At 58.1% G+C, this 13757-nt stretch carries 13 protein-coding genes; 9 read left to right on the forward strand and 4 right to left on the reverse strand.

All coding sequences use genetic code 11. The features are described 5' to 3' along the window. Positions 1-16: 16 nt before the first annotated feature. A complete protein-coding gene (locus AC2FIC_RS00785) occupies positions 17-898 on the forward strand; it encodes a LysR family transcriptional regulator (protein WP_142636745.1) in 882 nt (293 codons plus the stop codon). Positions 899-905: 7 nt separating this feature from the next. Here the strand turns inward: AC2FIC_RS00785 and AC2FIC_RS00790 are convergent, their stop codons facing one another. Then, complete coding sequence (locus tag AC2FIC_RS00790) at positions 906-1862, reverse strand: NADPH:quinone oxidoreductase family protein (RefSeq protein ID WP_496690951.1); 957 nt, start codon at positions 1860-1862, stop codon at positions 906-908. A 339-nt stretch (positions 1863-2201) separates the two neighbouring features. Here AC2FIC_RS00790 and AC2FIC_RS00795 point away from each other — a divergent pair, with 339 nt between their 5' ends. The 3 genes from AC2FIC_RS00795 to AC2FIC_RS00805 all read left to right on the forward strand — a co-directional run bounded on the left by AC2FIC_RS00795 (position 2202) and on the right by AC2FIC_RS00805 (position 4858). Beyond that, a complete protein-coding gene (locus tag AC2FIC_RS00795) occupies positions 2202-2573 on the forward strand; it encodes a helix-turn-helix domain-containing protein (RefSeq protein ID WP_142636749.1) in 372 nt (123 codons plus the stop codon). A 44-nt stretch (positions 2574-2617) separates the two neighbouring features. Further along, entirely contained in the window at positions 2618-3409 is a 792-nt protein-coding gene (gene hisN / locus AC2FIC_RS00800) for a histidinol-phosphatase (protein ID WP_496690950.1), read from the forward strand. A 114-nt stretch (positions 3410-3523) separates the two neighbouring features. Then, positions 3524-4858, forward strand: coding sequence for an 8-oxoguanine deaminase (locus AC2FIC_RS00805; RefSeq protein WP_496690949.1), 1335 nt, complete (start codon positions 3524-3526; stop codon positions 4856-4858). On the opposite strand, the gene guaD is transcribed toward AC2FIC_RS00805, so the two are convergent. After that, on the reverse strand, positions 4855-6144 hold the full coding sequence (gene guaD, locus AC2FIC_RS00810; RefSeq protein ID WP_496691042.1) for a guanine deaminase: 1290 nt from the start codon (positions 6142-6144) through the stop codon (positions 4855-4857). The genes AC2FIC_RS00805 and guaD overlap by 4 nt on opposite strands. Before the next feature lie 140 nt (positions 6145-6284). Between guaD and mgtE the strand changes: the two genes are divergently transcribed. Next, the gene (gene mgtE / locus AC2FIC_RS00815; RefSeq protein WP_142636755.1) at positions 6285-7679 is read left to right on the forward strand and encodes a magnesium transporter; all 1395 of its coding nucleotides are present in this window, start codon (positions 6285-6287) and stop codon (positions 7677-7679) included. Then, positions 7676-8233, forward strand: a complete 558-nt coding sequence (locus tag AC2FIC_RS00820; protein ID WP_142636757.1) for a 5-formyltetrahydrofolate cyclo-ligase — start codon at positions 7676-7678, stop codon at positions 8231-8233. The genes mgtE and AC2FIC_RS00820 overlap by 4 nt, the downstream gene beginning before the upstream one ends. 14 nt (positions 8234-8247) lie before the next feature. On the opposite strand, the gene AC2FIC_RS00825 is transcribed toward AC2FIC_RS00820, so the two are convergent. Next, positions 8248-8475, reverse strand: coding sequence for a putative hemolysin (locus AC2FIC_RS00825; RefSeq protein WP_496690948.1), 228 nt, complete (start codon positions 8473-8475; stop codon positions 8248-8250). Positions 8476-8562: 87 nt separating this feature from the next. Between AC2FIC_RS00825 and AC2FIC_RS00830 the strand changes: the two genes are divergently transcribed. From AC2FIC_RS00830 to AC2FIC_RS00840, 3 genes are all read left to right on the forward strand, one after another. After that, positions 8563-9378 carry a TIGR00282 family metallophosphoesterase gene (locus tag AC2FIC_RS00830; protein ID WP_142636761.1) on the forward strand — a complete coding sequence of 272 codons (816 nt, stop codon included), beginning with the start codon at positions 8563-8565 and terminating at the stop codon, positions 9376-9378. A gap of 90 nt (positions 9379-9468) precedes the next feature. Further along, positions 9469-11247, forward strand: coding sequence for an SLC13 family permease (locus AC2FIC_RS00835; protein ID WP_496689672.1), 1779 nt, complete (start codon positions 9469-9471; stop codon positions 11245-11247). Between the two features lie 96 nt (positions 11248-11343). Beyond that, positions 11344-12090, forward strand: coding sequence for a YbaY family lipoprotein (locus AC2FIC_RS00840; RefSeq protein ID WP_496690947.1), 747 nt, complete (start codon positions 11344-11346; stop codon positions 12088-12090). On the opposite strand, the gene AC2FIC_RS00845 is transcribed toward AC2FIC_RS00840, so the two are convergent. Further along, complete coding sequence (locus tag AC2FIC_RS00845) at positions 12091-13752, reverse strand: FAD-binding dehydrogenase (protein ID WP_496690946.1); 1662 nt, start codon at positions 13750-13752, stop codon at positions 12091-12093. Between the last annotated feature and the right edge of the window lie 5 nt (positions 13753-13757).

Consider the following 13757-nt stretch of genomic DNA (forward strand, 5'->3'; position numbering starts at 1 on the left):
ATAAGGAATCGTGAAGATGCGAAATTTGGACATCACCACTCTCCGCTCCTTTGTGGCAGTTGCCGATCAGGGTGGCGTGACGCGGGCAGCCGGTTTCCTGCACCTGACACAATCTGCCGTATCGATGCAGCTAAAGCGGTTGGAGGAGCTTTTAGGTCTGGAGCTGCTGGACCGAAGTGGCAGAACCATCGCGCTGACAGCGTCGGGCGAACAGCTTTTGGCCTATGCCAGACGCATGATCTCGTTGAATGACGAGGTGATGTCCAAGCTGACGGATCAGGCCTATGAGGGCGAGGTCGTTCTTGGTGTGCCGCATGATATCGTCTATCCGGCGATCCCCCGGGTGCTGCAGCGATTCAACGCGGATTTCCCACGCGTCCGTGTGCAGCTTATCTCCTCCTATTCGCTGCAACTGAAGGATATGTTTAAGCGCGGAGACTGCGATTTGATCCTAACGACCGAGGCGACAGTGGGGCAAGGGGCCGAGACGATTGCCGAGCTTCCTTTGCGCTGGATTGGTGCGCCGGGCGGGTCTGCCTGGCGAAAACGCCCCATTCCGCTAGCGCTTGGGCGTCGGTGTCTGTTCAGGCCGCAGGTCATTGCTGCGCTGGACGCGGCTGGAATTCCCTGGGAGCTTTCGGTGGAAACCGAAAATGACCGTACTATCGAGGCAACCGTCAGCGCCGATTTGGCGGTTCATGCCATGCTCGAAGGGACAGAGGCCGCACATCTTGCCCAGATCGATTCGGGTGGCGTCCTGCCCGAGCTTCCTGCGCATATGATAAATCTGTATGGCGGCGAAACTGGCCGCGGAGCCGTGGTTGAGGCGTTGGCGACGCTGGTGCGCCAGAACTTTCGTTTGCTTGGGGGGGTGCCGCTCAAAGCCGTTGTCGGTTGATCATCCCTCAGGGGGTTATGACGACTTTCCCGGTGGCCGTCCTGTCGCGCAGCATGGCCAGTCCGCGTTCGGCTTCGGACAGGGGCAGAACATGGCTGATATGGGGTTTGATGCGGCCCTCGCTATGCCAGCGAAACAGCGTTTCAAAGCTGTCCGTCACAATCTGAGGTCGAAACTTCAAGTAGCCTCCGATGTAGAGCCCGATGACTGTCAGGTTCTTGACCAGTAGGTGGTTGGCCGGAATTTGCGGCACCTCACCGCCCGCAAAGCCAATGGGCAAGATGCGACCTTCGGGGTTGGTCGCGCGAAAGGCGGCTTTAAACACATCGCCGCCGATCGCGTCATATACGACATCCGCGCCTCCTAATGCCTGGACACGGGCGCGGAGATCTTCGGATGCGTCGATCAGATGATCGGCCCCGGCCCTCTGTGCCACCTTGAGTTTCTCACTACCGCGCGCCTGCGCAATAACCGTGGCGCCCATAAGCTTGCCGATCTCTACCGCCGTCAGGCCGACGCCACCTGCCGCACCGGTCACCAGCAGGGTTTCGCCGGGCCTGAGCCGCGCACGATGACCCAAAGCAATATGGCTGGTGCCATATGTGATCTGAATTGCGGCGGCGTCTTCAAAGCTCATAGAGTCAGGGATTGCGATTGCACGATCGGCGTCGAACACTCCGAATTCAGCGAGGCCACCCTGGCCGGAATAGACAGCGACGCGGTCACCCGGGTTCAGGTGGCGTACATTGTTTCCAATTTCGCGAACAATCCCTGCGACTTCCATGCCCAAGGAAAAGGGCGCCACCGGGGTGTCCTGATACGTCCCCTTCTGCATAAGGAGATCCGCAAAATTCAAACCGCAGGCTTTGATTTGAATGCAGACCTGGCTGTCGCCGGGTTCTGGCGGGTCAATATTGCAAAGCTGGGCCTTGGCCCCGTTGGTCTGGATATGAAACGCCAGCATGATTTGGCTCCGTCTTTTCGGGCATAGGTCAGTGCTGTCGTGGTCTTGTCAATCTGTTACCCTGCTGAAGACCCTGTTAATCCGGTGTTGATCAGGTGATTGTTTCCAGATCGGAATCAACGTGTGCGCGGTATTCACAACACAACTATAAACCATTGTTTGTGGAATCAGATTCAACCTTCTTGAAAAAAGCGCCAAAAAACGTAATAGTGCGCTATGGTGCTGATTTGGGGGGCATGTTCCAAATTAGGGAGTGGTTAAGTCGGGCTCGCTAATGTTGCGGTAACAAAGCATGTTGCGCACCCGTTTCAGTTGTGTGTGTAAGGGAGGATAGTACCAATGACCCATCACGTCGATGTCCATGTGGGCAAACGCGTCAGGCATCGCCGCTGGCTGATTGGCATGACCCAACAGCAGTTGGCACAGCAAGTTGGTATCAAGTTTCAGCAAATCCAGAAATATGAAACCGGTGCCAATCGAATCAGCGCGTCTCGTCTTTGGGACATTGCCGAGGCATTGGATGTTCCCGTCAGTTTCTTCTTTGAAGGCCTGGAAGAAGTCGAGAAAGGAAGCTCGGATAAGAAATCGGTTCCTGCAGACCTTATGGGCGACAAAGAGGCCCTGGATCTCGTCCGCTCTTACTATGCCATACCGGAAAACCAGCGTCGCCGCTTGTTCGAGCTTGCGCGCGTTCTGAGTGATGTTGCCTGATTTCGCGGGTTGACTCTGATCCTGACGGAACGCACGGGTAGCGTATGGATAAGATGTCGCTGAGTGATCTTGAAGTAGCTGAAGAAATGGCCGACGCGGCGCGTGCGGCCATTCTTCCTTTTTTCAGGCAGTCTAATCTTGAGACTTCGAATAAGCTGGATCAGGGATTTGATCCGGTCACTGTCGCCGACCGCGCAGCTGAAAAAGCTATGCGCGCGGTTTTGGCCCGACATCGGCCCCAAGATGGAATCTTTGGCGAGGAATATGGGCAGCACGAGGGGCAAAGTGGCCGAACCTGGGTTCTGGATCCGATCGACGGCACCCGAGGGTTTATCAGCGGGACACCGACATGGGGGGTTCTGATTGCGCTTAGCACGCAGGACGGGCCAATCATGGGGATCATCGACCAGCCGTATATCGGGGAACGCTTCATCGGCTCGGCGGATATCGCGCGAAGCCATGGTCCTACGGGCGATATGTCCCTGAAGACCCGTTCAACACCTTCTCTGGACCAGGCAATTCTGTTCACGACCTTCCCCGAGGTCGGCGCGTCGGAAGATCGTGCCGGGTTTGAGGCTGTGTCACAGCACGTACGCCTGACCCGCTATGGGATGGATTGCTATGCTTATGCTCTGCTTGCAGCGGGTCAGGTGGATTTGGTGATCGAAGCAGGTCTGAACGCCTATGACATTCAGGCGCCAATCGCCGTGATTCATGCGGCTGGCGGTATCGTCACAGACTGGCAAGGCGGCCCCGCCCATAATGGCGGTCGGGCTCTGGCGGCGGCAAACCCGCAGATCCACGCGGCGGCGCTGGAAATCCTGCGCAAATTCTAAAAACTGTTGCGGCGGACTGGCAGGCCGATTAGCCTTAATCCGGCTGGTTCTTGTGCCCGTTTTCCGCCAGCTTTTGCACTCCATGCATGAAACGGGCGATGCAAGGAGAGCAAGATGACTGATATCCTCATCAAAAATGCAGACACGATCCTGACCATGGATGACCAGCGCCGTGAGCTTTCTGGCGCGGATATTCTGATCCGAGATGGGCAGATCGAACAGATCGGCCACGGGTTGCAGGCAACCGCAGAGATCCATAATGCAAGCGGATGTGTGGTGACGCCCGGCCTCGTGAACACGCACCACCATCTGTACCAGACCCTGACCCGCGCCGTGCCTGGCGGGCAGGATGCGCTTTTGTTCGGATGGCTGAAAACGCTCTATCCGATCTGGTCGCGATTTGGCCCCGAAGAGATGTTCGTATCCGCCCAGATCGGTTTAGCCGAGCTGGCGTTGACGGGATGCACGCTCAGTTCCGACCACTTGTATCTATATCCGAACGGTGCGCGTCTGGATGACACTATTGCTGCGGCTGCCGAGGTTGGCCTGCGGTTCCACCCAACACGCGGCGCCATGAGTATTGGTGAAAGTGATGGTGGCTTGCCGCCGGATTCACTGGTCGAAGCCGAAGCAGCTATTCTCGAAGACATGATGCGTGTGGTCGACGCCTTTCATGACCCGTCAGAGGGTGCAATGTGTCGGGTCGGGCTGGCACCTTGCTCACCGTTCTCTGTCAGTCGTGACTTGATGCGAGACACGGCCATTCTGGCCCGTGACAAAGGCGTTATGCTGCACACCCATCTGGCCGAAAATGACGAGGATATCGCCTATTCTCAGGAACAATTCGGGTGCCGTCCTGGTCAATATGCCGAGGATTTGGGATGGACCGGGTCAGACGTTTGGCACGCCCATTGCGTGAAACTGGACGGGGCAGAGATTGATCTATTTGCCCGGTCCCGGACTGGCGTGGCGCACTGTCCCTGTTCGAACTGCCGGTTGGGCTCGGGGATTGCCCCTGTACGGTCGATGCGAGATCGCGGCGTGCCTGTGGGTCTGGGCGTCGATGGGTCGGCCAGTAATGACAGCGGCAATCTGATCCTCGAGGCGCGGCAGGCCATGTTGTTGCAGCGCGTCGCCAGCGGTGCCGATGCCATGTCCTCTCGCGAGGCGCTGGAGATTGCCACGCGCGGCGGGGCGGATGTCTTGAACCGACCTGATTGCGGCCGTCTGGCTATCGGTAAGCGTGCCGATATAGCCATTTGGGATACGCGCGGTATTGAAAGCGCGGGCAGTTGGGATCCGGCAGCCCTGTTGCTTGCCGGTCCGACGAGGGTAAAGCACCTGTTTGTCGAAGGCCGTCAGATCGTGCGGGACGGGCAGATCGCAACGCTGGATCTGCCCCGGGTGATTGAACGGCAGAACCGATTGGCCCTTGCCTTGCAATCCTAGGTCCTGACAGGTTGACCTGCGATCCAAACCTCGGCAATCGCCCTGTCATCGCCCATCATGATGGTGGGAAAGAGGGCCTCCCACAGGTCATCGGCGCAGGCCTCGCGCTGAGCTATGGCCGGGGTGGAGGCGAGATCGAGCACGATCAGGTCGGCCTCCATTCCCGGGGCGATATTGCCGATGCTGTCATCCAGCCTCAGCGTTCGGGCCGACCCTACGGTGCCCAGCCACAGCAGTTGCGCGGCGTGCAGCGGCGTTCCGCGCAGTTGTCCGATCTCATAGGCCGACGCCATCGTGCGCAGCATCGAGAAACTTGAACCGCCACCAGTATCCGTTGCCAGACCAACTCGGTGTCCGTCGCGCATTAACCCTGCCATGTCGAACAGGCCTGACCCGATAAAGGTGTTAGAGGTCGGACAATGGATCAAAGCAGCGTCGACCTCACGCAGTCGGTCGCGTTCACGTGCCTCAAGGTGGATGACGTGGCCATAGAGGCCGTTGGGACCCAGCAGGCCAAATTTCTCATAAGTGTCCAGATAATCGCGTGCCTCGGGGAACAGCTCGCGCACCCAGGCGATTTCGTCGGTCTGTTCGCTGAGGTGGGTTTGCATCAGGCAATGGGGATGTTCGGCCCAAAGCGCGCCCATCGCCTCAAGCTGTTCGGGCGTCGAGGTGGGGGAAAAGCGGGGCGTTATGGCATAGGACAGGCGATCAATACCGTGCCATTTCTCAAGCAAGGCTTGGGATTGGTCATAGGCGGTTTGCGCCGTATCCCTCAGACCATCAGGCGCGTTGCGGTCCATGCAGGTTTTGCCCGCGACCACACGTTGGTTGCGCTGCAGCGCCGCCGAAAAGAAGGCATCGACGCTTTCGGAGTGGATGGTGCAATAGCTGCACATCGTGGTGGTGCCATGTGCCGCTGTCAGGTCCAGATACCTGTTGGCAATCTCAGCGGCATAGGCTGCATCGCCGAATTTCATCTCTTCAGGAAAGGTATAGGTGTTCAGCCAGTCGATCAGGCGTTTGCCCCAACTAGCGATCATGGCGGTCTGCGGATAATGCACATGCGCATCAACAAATCCTGCAAGGATCACGTGCTGACCATGATCCACGACTTTTGCCTCGGGGTGGGCATTGTGCAGACTGTCGGCATCCGATACGCTGGAAATCCGACCGTTTTCGATCAGAACCGCTTCGCTGATTTTGACAGCCTCGGTCGGTTCGCCCTCGAACGGGGTGCCAGTGAAACTCAGGACACGCCCTTTCAGCAGCGTTTTTTGCGCCATACTCATTCATCTCCGCCTGTCTGGGACTGCGAAACAGCATAGGGGCAGGAAAGTTGTCGGTAAATCGGCGCATTGTCATTGTTTTCCGGTAGCTGCTTCTTCTATTTAGGGGCCAATGGGCGAACAGAGCGGGGGCAGATATGACAACAGGTATTAACGAACCCGTAAGTGAACCGACTTCTGATGATGACGCCTATGCGCTGGATCGTCGAACGGTAGCCTCCATTCTGTATGCAGTTGATGTCGATGACCGCGACAAGCTGGTCGAATTGATGGACCCGCTGCACGCTGCCGACATCGCCGACCTTCTGGAACAGATCAACCCCTATGACCGCGCCCGGTTGATCCGTCTGTATGACAAAGAGTTCGACGGCGATATTCTGTCTGAACTGGACGAAGGTGTCAGGGAAGAAGTTATTGAAGTCCTGCGTCCCGATGTTCTGGCGGATGCCGTACGCGACATGGAAAGCGACGATGTCGTCGATCTGCTGGAAGACCTTGAAGAGCCGCAGCAAGAAGCCATCCTGGGTGCGCTGGAGGATTCCGAACGGATCGCGGCCGAACAGGCGTTATCCTACCCGGAAAACTCGGCCGGACGGCTTATGCAACGCGAAGTCGTCATGGCGCCCGAGCATTGGACAGTTGGGCAGGCCATTGACTTTATGCGTGCCAATGACGGACTGCCAGAACAATTCTACCATTTGGTTCTTGTTGATCCGCGGCTGAAGCCAACAGCACAGGTAACACTGGGCAAACTCATGGCCACCCGGCGCGAGGTGCCTCTGCACGAAATTGCCGAAGAAGAGTTCTATACCATTCCCGTCGATCAGGATGAAGAGGACGTGGCCTATGCGTTCAATCAGTATCACCTGATCTCGGCCCCGGTGGTGGATGGTGACGGACGGCTGGTCGGGGTGATCACCATTGATGACGCGATGGTGGTTCTGGATGAGGAATACGAAGAGGACATGTTGCGTCTTGCCGGCGTCAGCAACGAAAGCTCGCTGTCCGACAGTGTGGCCGCGACCAGCAGGCGACGCCTGCCGTGGTTGGCGGTCAACCTGTGTACTTCGATCTGCGCCTCGCTGGTGATTTCCCAGTTCGAGGCGGCGATTGATCAGTTGGTGGCATTGGCCATTCTGATGCCGATTGTGGCCTCGATGGGGGGCAATGCGGGGACACAATCGCTGACCGTCGCAGTGCGAGCCCTGGCAACGCGCGACCTGACAGGTGCGAACGTAATGCGGGTGATCCGACGGGAACTGCTGGTGGGCATGTTGAACGGGCTGTGTTTTGCCACCGTTCTGGGCGTGGTGGGAATGTATTGGTTCGGCTCGCCGTTGCTGGGTGTCGTGATTGGCTCCGCTCTGGTCGTGAACATGGTGATCGCAGGCTTTGCAGGTACGGTAGTACCGGTCGTGCTGGACCGGATGGGTATTGACCCGGCGCTGGCGTCAGGAACCTTTGTGACGACAACGACGGATGTCATGGGATTCTTTATCTTTCTTGGGCTTGCCAGCGTGGTGCTATTGTGACCGATCTGACCGAAATCAAAGCTGCCGCGCGCAAGGCGGCCTTTGCCCGGCGCAAATCTGCGTTTGATGCAAATCCGCCCGGTGCCGCCGGGCGACTATCTGAAATTCTGGCCGGGCACCGCGGAGTACCCCTGTCGGGTTATATGCCCATCCGGACCGAGAGTGACCCGCTGCCCGCCATGGCCGAGGCGTCCGCTTATGGCCCGGTGGGCGTACCGGTTATTCAGGCTGCCGGGCAGCCGCTGAAATTCTCTCGTTGGACGCCCGAAGGCAGGCTGAAGGATGGCCCGTTTGGCGCCAAAGTGCCCGAGGTCGATGACTATTTCGATCCCGAAATTCTGATCGTTCCGCTGGTGGCATTCGATGCAAATGGGGGGCGTCTGGGTTATGGGGGCGGGTTCTATGACCGGACATTGGAAGGGCTGCGCGCGAAACGCCCGACTCTGGCCATCGGTTTTGCCTTCGATGCGCAAGAAGCAGACGGGCTGCCGCTGGAATCGACGGATCAGCCGCTTGATATGGTAGTAACTGAAAGCCGTGTGTTGACCTTTTAACGAAGGTATCAGCCCTAGTTTTTAGCGCGAAAATATTCCCAGGCATTTTTTTCGGTGCCATCAGGCAATATGCACACGCCGGTCTGGCCATTCTCTCCGTCCCGAATTTCATACTGCCCACCGCTGTCGATGCAATAGATGGCCGAGGGGTTTGGCAGCTGTGGGTTTGAGTTGACCGCTTGCTCTTCCGAGCAGGCAGCAAGGGTGGCACAGACACCAAAGGTCAGACCGATCCGAAACATAAAGAATCTCCTAAATAAAGAGTTTTGCCGTTCATTGGGTCAGCTTAACGGCTTGTACTTGCGAATTGCCACACTTAGACGGTTTCTATGAGGATACTTTTTCTGGGTGACGTTATGGGCCGCGCTGGACGCGCGGCTGTTCAGCAACATCTGCCACGTCTGCGCGACGAATGGCGGCTGGATTTCGTGGTGATCAATGGTGAGAACGCCTCGAACGGAATGGGTTTGACCGGGGATCATGCCAAGCTGTTGTTAGATGCAGGGGCGGATTGCCTGACGCTGGGCGACCACGCTTTCGACCAGAAGGACATGTTGCAATTCATCGAGAGCGAACCGCGCATTGTGCGCCCTGTTAACTTTGCCAAGGGTGCTCCGGGGCGCGGGCATCGTCTCTATACCGCCCCTGGCGGGCGCAAGGTTCTGGTCGTACAGGTGCTGGGGCAGGTCTTTATGAAGCGGCCCTTCGATGATCCGTTTTCGGCGATCGAGCCAATTCTGAAGTCGCACCCGCGCGGTGGGCAGGCGCAGGCGATCATCGTCGACATGCATTGCGAAGCCACATCCGAGAAGATGGCGATGGGGCATTACTGCGACAAGCGCGCCAGCCTGGTGGTCGGGACGCATACGCATGTGCCGACCGCAGATGCTCAGATCCTTCCCGGGGGAACAGCCTATCTGACCGATGCCGGGATGTGCGGGGATTACGATTCTGTCATTGGTATGGAAAAGCTGGAACCGATGCGCCGGTTCATCACCGGCATGCCCAAGGCGCGGTTTACGCCTGCAAATGGCGAAGCAACGCTAAGCGGTGTGTTCGTGGAAACCGATGATCGCAATGGTCAGGCAAAATCCGTGCAAATGGTGCGCGTTGGGGGTCGCTTGCAACAAGCCGGGCCGCAATAGCGCGACGTTGGGCTTGCCCTGCTGCCCGCAATACGGGAAACTGCCCGACGGGCGCGCAAGCTGGGCCAGGGTTCGGACTGAATACCACGAATGCAATTTCTTCAACTGACAGAAACGGGCAGCGCGATCGTGGCGCTATTGGTTGTCGCAGGCATGTTTGTCATGTTCCTGCGCGAGGCTTACCCGACCGAGGTTGTCGCCATCGCGGGCGTTGCCCTGATGCTGGTGACCGGTATCCTGCCCTATCAAAGTGCGTTGGCAGTTCTGTCCAATCCTGCGCCATGGACGATTGCGGCGATGTTCATCGTCATGGGGGCTCTGGTCAGAACCGGGGCATTGGATTCCTTTACCGCAACTGCGCAGAAACAGGCGCAGGTTAACCCGCGTATCGCGATTGCCATGCTGATGGGGTTTGTGGTTCTGGCCTCGGCGGTGGTGTCAAACACACCCGTGGTCGTCGTGATGATCCCGGTTTTTGTACAGATTGCCCGCACGTTGAACGTGCCGGCCTCGAAACTGCTGATCCCGCTCAGCTATGCTGCCATCATGGGGGGGACGCTGACACTGATCGGCACCTCGACCAACCTGCTTGTGGATGGTGTCGCGCGATCTCAGGGTCTGGCTGCATTCACGATTTTCGAAGTCACGCCCTTGGGCATCGCAGTGGTGATCTACGGCATGATCTATTTGCGCTTTGTTGCGCCGCGCCTGCTGCCTGAACGCGATAGCATGGCCTCGCTTCTGAGTGACCGGTCCAAGATGAAATTCTTCACCGAGGCCGTCATCCCGCCTGACAGCAACCTGATCGGGCGCGAAGTGACAGGAGTGCAACTGTTCAAGCGTCCCGGCGTACGCCTGATTGACGTGGTCCGCGGGGACGAGTCTTTGCGGCGCAACCTCAAAGGGGTGACGCTTGAAGTTGGGGATCGCGTGGTTCTGCGGACCGAGATGACCGAGTTGCTGAGCCTGCAAAGCAACAAAGAGTTAAAGCGTGTTGATCAGGTTTCTGCGGTCGAGACCAAAACGGTCGAAGTGCTGATCACACCGGGGTGCCGTATGGTTGGGCGAACGCTGGGCGTGATGCGCCTGCGCCGCCGCTATGGTGTCTACGTTCTGGCGGTACATCGGCGGAACCAGAATATCGGTCGTCAACTAGACGACCTCGTGGTGCGAGTCGGGGATACTCTGCTGTTGGAGGGATCGCCTGCCGATATCCAGAAGCTTGCCGCTGATATGGATATGGTCGACGTGACACAGCCCTCGGCGCGGGCGTTCCGCCGCAATCACGCTCCGGTGGCGATTGGCGCACTTATCGGGATCGTCGTATTGGCTGCTTTAGGTGTGGCGCCAATTCTGCTGCTGTCCATTCTTGCGGTCGCTCTGGTTCTGGTCACCCGCTGCATAGACGCGGATGAGGCGTTTTCCTTTATCGAAGGGCGACTTCTGGCATTGATATTCTCGATGCTGGCCATCGGGGCCGCGCTTGATAAGTCCGGGGCGGTTTCCCTGATCGTCGATGCAATCGCACCTGGGCTTAGTGCGCTGCCACCGTTCCTGATCGTTTGGGCCATCTATGTTTTGACCTCGGTGCTTACCGAACTCGTCTCCAACAACGCCGTTGCGGTAGTGGTCACGCCAATCGCAATCGGGTTGGCGCAGGCCGTCGGCGTAGACCCAAGGCCGCTGGTAGTTGCGGTGATGTTGGCGGCATCTGCATCCTTTGCGACACCAATCGGATATCAGACCAACATGATGGTCTATGGTCCGGGGGGATATCGGTTTGTCGATTTCATGAAGGTTGGCATCCCCTTGAACCTGACGGTCGGGCTGCTTGCTTCGTTGCTTATTCCGATCATCTGGCCGTTGTGACACCGGCGCGAACCCGCCGGTTTTGCGCTGACGGTCTTGTAAAGGCTGATCCAGACACAATCTTTTCCTCTAGAACTTGGACGAAAGGACAGGATTATGCCTTTTCCAAAATTTGGTCAGTTGATCGTAATGGGTGCGATTATGGTGGCGCTGATTGGCAGCGATGTATCGGCTGGTTCGGTGACCGGTACCGCCTCCTACCGCGAACGGATTGCCGTGCCTGAAGACGCGACGCTATATATCGAGCTGCAGGATATATCGCTTGCGGATGCGCCAGCGGTAACGCTGGCTGCGCAGCGCTACGTGCTGAGCGGGGTGCCTGCCGAGTTTGAATTGACCTATGATGATGCTCTGATCCGTGACGGGATGACCTATGCGGTGCGGGGGGCAATATATCGTGGGTCACAACTGCTGTTTACGACCGACACGGTGTATCCGGTCCTGACCAATGGTGCGCCGGATACAGCCGACCTTTTGTTGGTCAAGACGGGCGGCCCCACGTCGGCGGGGCTGGAAAACACAAGCTGGACGGCGATTGGTGTGGATGGGGCCGTGCTGAACAGCGAACGCGCCCCGCAGCTTGAGTTTGCGCAAGGCGGTGCCTTTAGCGGCTCAGGCGGTTGCAACCGTTTCACAGGGCAGGTCGAAATTTCCGGAAATTCGCTTACGTTTCCAGGCAATATTGCGGCCACTTTGATGGCCTGCCCGCCCGAGATGGAGCAGGTCGAGGATCAGTTCTTTGTCGCCCTGCAAAACGTGGCCACTTATGCGGTGGCAGGCAATAGCCTTGCGCTGCTGGACAGCGCAGGCGACCCGGTTCTGAAATTCATACGCACGCAGTAATCAGGCCACAGCGCGCGACCGTCCTGCGTTGCGCCCGGAAAAGATGCAGCCGCCCAGAAATGTGCCTTCCAGCGCGTTGTATCCGTGATAGCCGCCGCCGCCGAAACCGGCGACCTCTCCTGCGGCGAACAGCCCGGGAACGACCTGACCGTTTGCACCGATCATCTGACTGTCGAGGTTGGTCTGCAAACCGCCCAGCGTTTTGCGCGTCAGCATGTGAAGTTTGACCGCGATTAGCGGCCCATTGGCAGGATCAAGGAACTTGTGTGGTTTGGCGGTGCGGATCAACCTGTCACCCCGATAGTTGCGGGCCGCCAGAATAGCCGCCATCTGCGCGTCCTTGGTAAACGGGTTGTCGACCTGTGAGTCCCGCGCTTCGATCTGGGCGCGCAAATGCGCCTCATTGATCAGATCGCCACCCAATTGGTTCATGCCGCTGACCAGTTCGGTCAGAGTGTTGGCAACGATGAAGTCTTCCCCGTGTTGTTTGAAGGCCTCGACCGGCGCGGTGGCTTGCGATCCTGACAAAATGCGCTGACGGATAACCTCTTTCCAGCTGCCCGAGGTGAAATCCGGGTTCTGTTCCGACCCGGAGAGCGCAAATTCCTTTTTGATGACTTTCTGCGTCAGTACAAACCAGCTGTATTCATAACCGGTCTTTAGGATCTCTTTCAGCGTGCCCAACGTGTCGAACCCCGGCAAACAAGGGGGCAACAGACGATTGCCGCGCGCGTCAAACCACATAGAGCTTGGGCCGGGCAGGATACGAATTCCGTGCGATGGCCAGATAGGGTTCCAGTTTTTGACGCCCTCGGTGTAATGCCACATCCGGTCGCCGTTGATCACATGTCCACCGGCCTTTTCGCTGATGGGGATCATGCGGCCGTCAACGTGGAACGGCACGCCCGCGATCATGTCTTTGGGTGGTTCGCCCAGGCGGTCGCGCGGCCAGTTCTTGCGCACCATTTCGAAATTGCCACCAATACCGCCCGAACTGACGATGACCGAAGGAGCATAGACCTCGAATTCCCCAACCTCTTCTCGGTTGGTCTTGGCGCCATGCGCGGCTGCGTCCTCAGCCAAGACCTCTCCCGAGACGCCTTTGGCACAGCCGTTTTGCATAATGATATGGCTGACTTGGTGGCGGAACTTCAGCTGGATCAGGCCTGTGCTGACATGTTCGCGCACGCGACGGATGAAATGTTCCAGAACACCAGGGCCGGTGCCCCATGTGATGTGGAACCGAGGTACCGAATTGCCATGCCCATCGGCATAAGAACCGCCACGTTCGGCCCATCCAACCACAGGAAACCATCGCAGCCCCATATCGTGCAGCCAGGGCCGCATTTCACCGGCGGCGAATTCGACATAGGCCTCGGCCCATTTGCGGGGCCAAGCGTCTTCTTCGCGGTCAAACTGCGCGCTGCCCTGCCAGTCACGCAAGGCCAGTTCGTGGCTGTCCCTGATGCCCATCCTGCGCTGTTCTGGCGTGTCGACCATGAACAGTCCACCGAGGCTCCAGAATGCCTGACCGCCGAGGAAATGACCGGGTTCCTGATCCAGTATGATCACCTTTTTTCCGCGGTCGCCTAGCTCGGCCGCGGCCGCAAGCCCGGCCAGCCCAGCCCCAACGACAATGGCATCTGCGGTGTTATTGGTCATGTTCT

The organism is Ruegeria sp. CDSC079 (assembly GCF_059610505.1).

Excerpts from the sequence above, each read along its gene's own strand:
- AC2FIC_RS00785 (WP_142636745.1), top strand. The coding sequence starts at position 17 with ATGCGAAATTTGGACATCACCACTCTCCGCTCCTTTGTGGCAGTTGCC.
- AC2FIC_RS00790 (WP_496690951.1), bottom strand. The coding sequence starts at position 1,862 with ATGCTGGCGTTTCATATCCAGACCAACGGGGCCAAGGCCCAGCTTTGC.
- AC2FIC_RS00795 (WP_142636749.1), top strand. The coding sequence starts at position 2,202 with ATGACCCATCACGTCGATGTCCATGTGGGCAAACGCGTCAGGCATCGC.
- hisN (WP_496690950.1), top strand. The coding sequence starts at position 2,618 with ATGGATAAGATGTCGCTGAGTGATCTTGAAGTAGCTGAAGAAATGGCC.
- AC2FIC_RS00805 (WP_496690949.1), top strand. The coding sequence starts at position 3,524 with ATGACTGATATCCTCATCAAAAATGCAGACACGATCCTGACCATGGAT.
- guaD (WP_496691042.1), bottom strand. The coding sequence starts at position 6,144 with ATGGCGCAAAAAACGCTGCTGAAAGGGCGTGTCCTGAGTTTCACTGGC.
- mgtE (WP_142636755.1), top strand. The coding sequence starts at position 6,285 with ATGACAACAGGTATTAACGAACCCGTAAGTGAACCGACTTCTGATGAT.
- AC2FIC_RS00825 (WP_496690948.1), bottom strand. The coding sequence starts at position 8,475 with ATGTTTCGGATCGGTCTGACCTTTGGTGTCTGTGCCACCCTTGCTGCC.
- AC2FIC_RS00830 (WP_142636761.1), top strand. The coding sequence starts at position 8,563 with ATGAGGATACTTTTTCTGGGTGACGTTATGGGCCGCGCTGGACGCGCG.
- AC2FIC_RS00835 (WP_496689672.1), top strand. The coding sequence starts at position 9,469 with ATGCAATTTCTTCAACTGACAGAAACGGGCAGCGCGATCGTGGCGCTA.
- AC2FIC_RS00840 (WP_496690947.1), top strand. The coding sequence starts at position 11,344 with ATGCCTTTTCCAAAATTTGGTCAGTTGATCGTAATGGGTGCGATTATG.
- AC2FIC_RS00845 (WP_496690946.1), bottom strand. The coding sequence starts at position 13,752 with ATGACCAATAACACCGCAGATGCCATTGTCGTTGGGGCTGGGCTGGCC.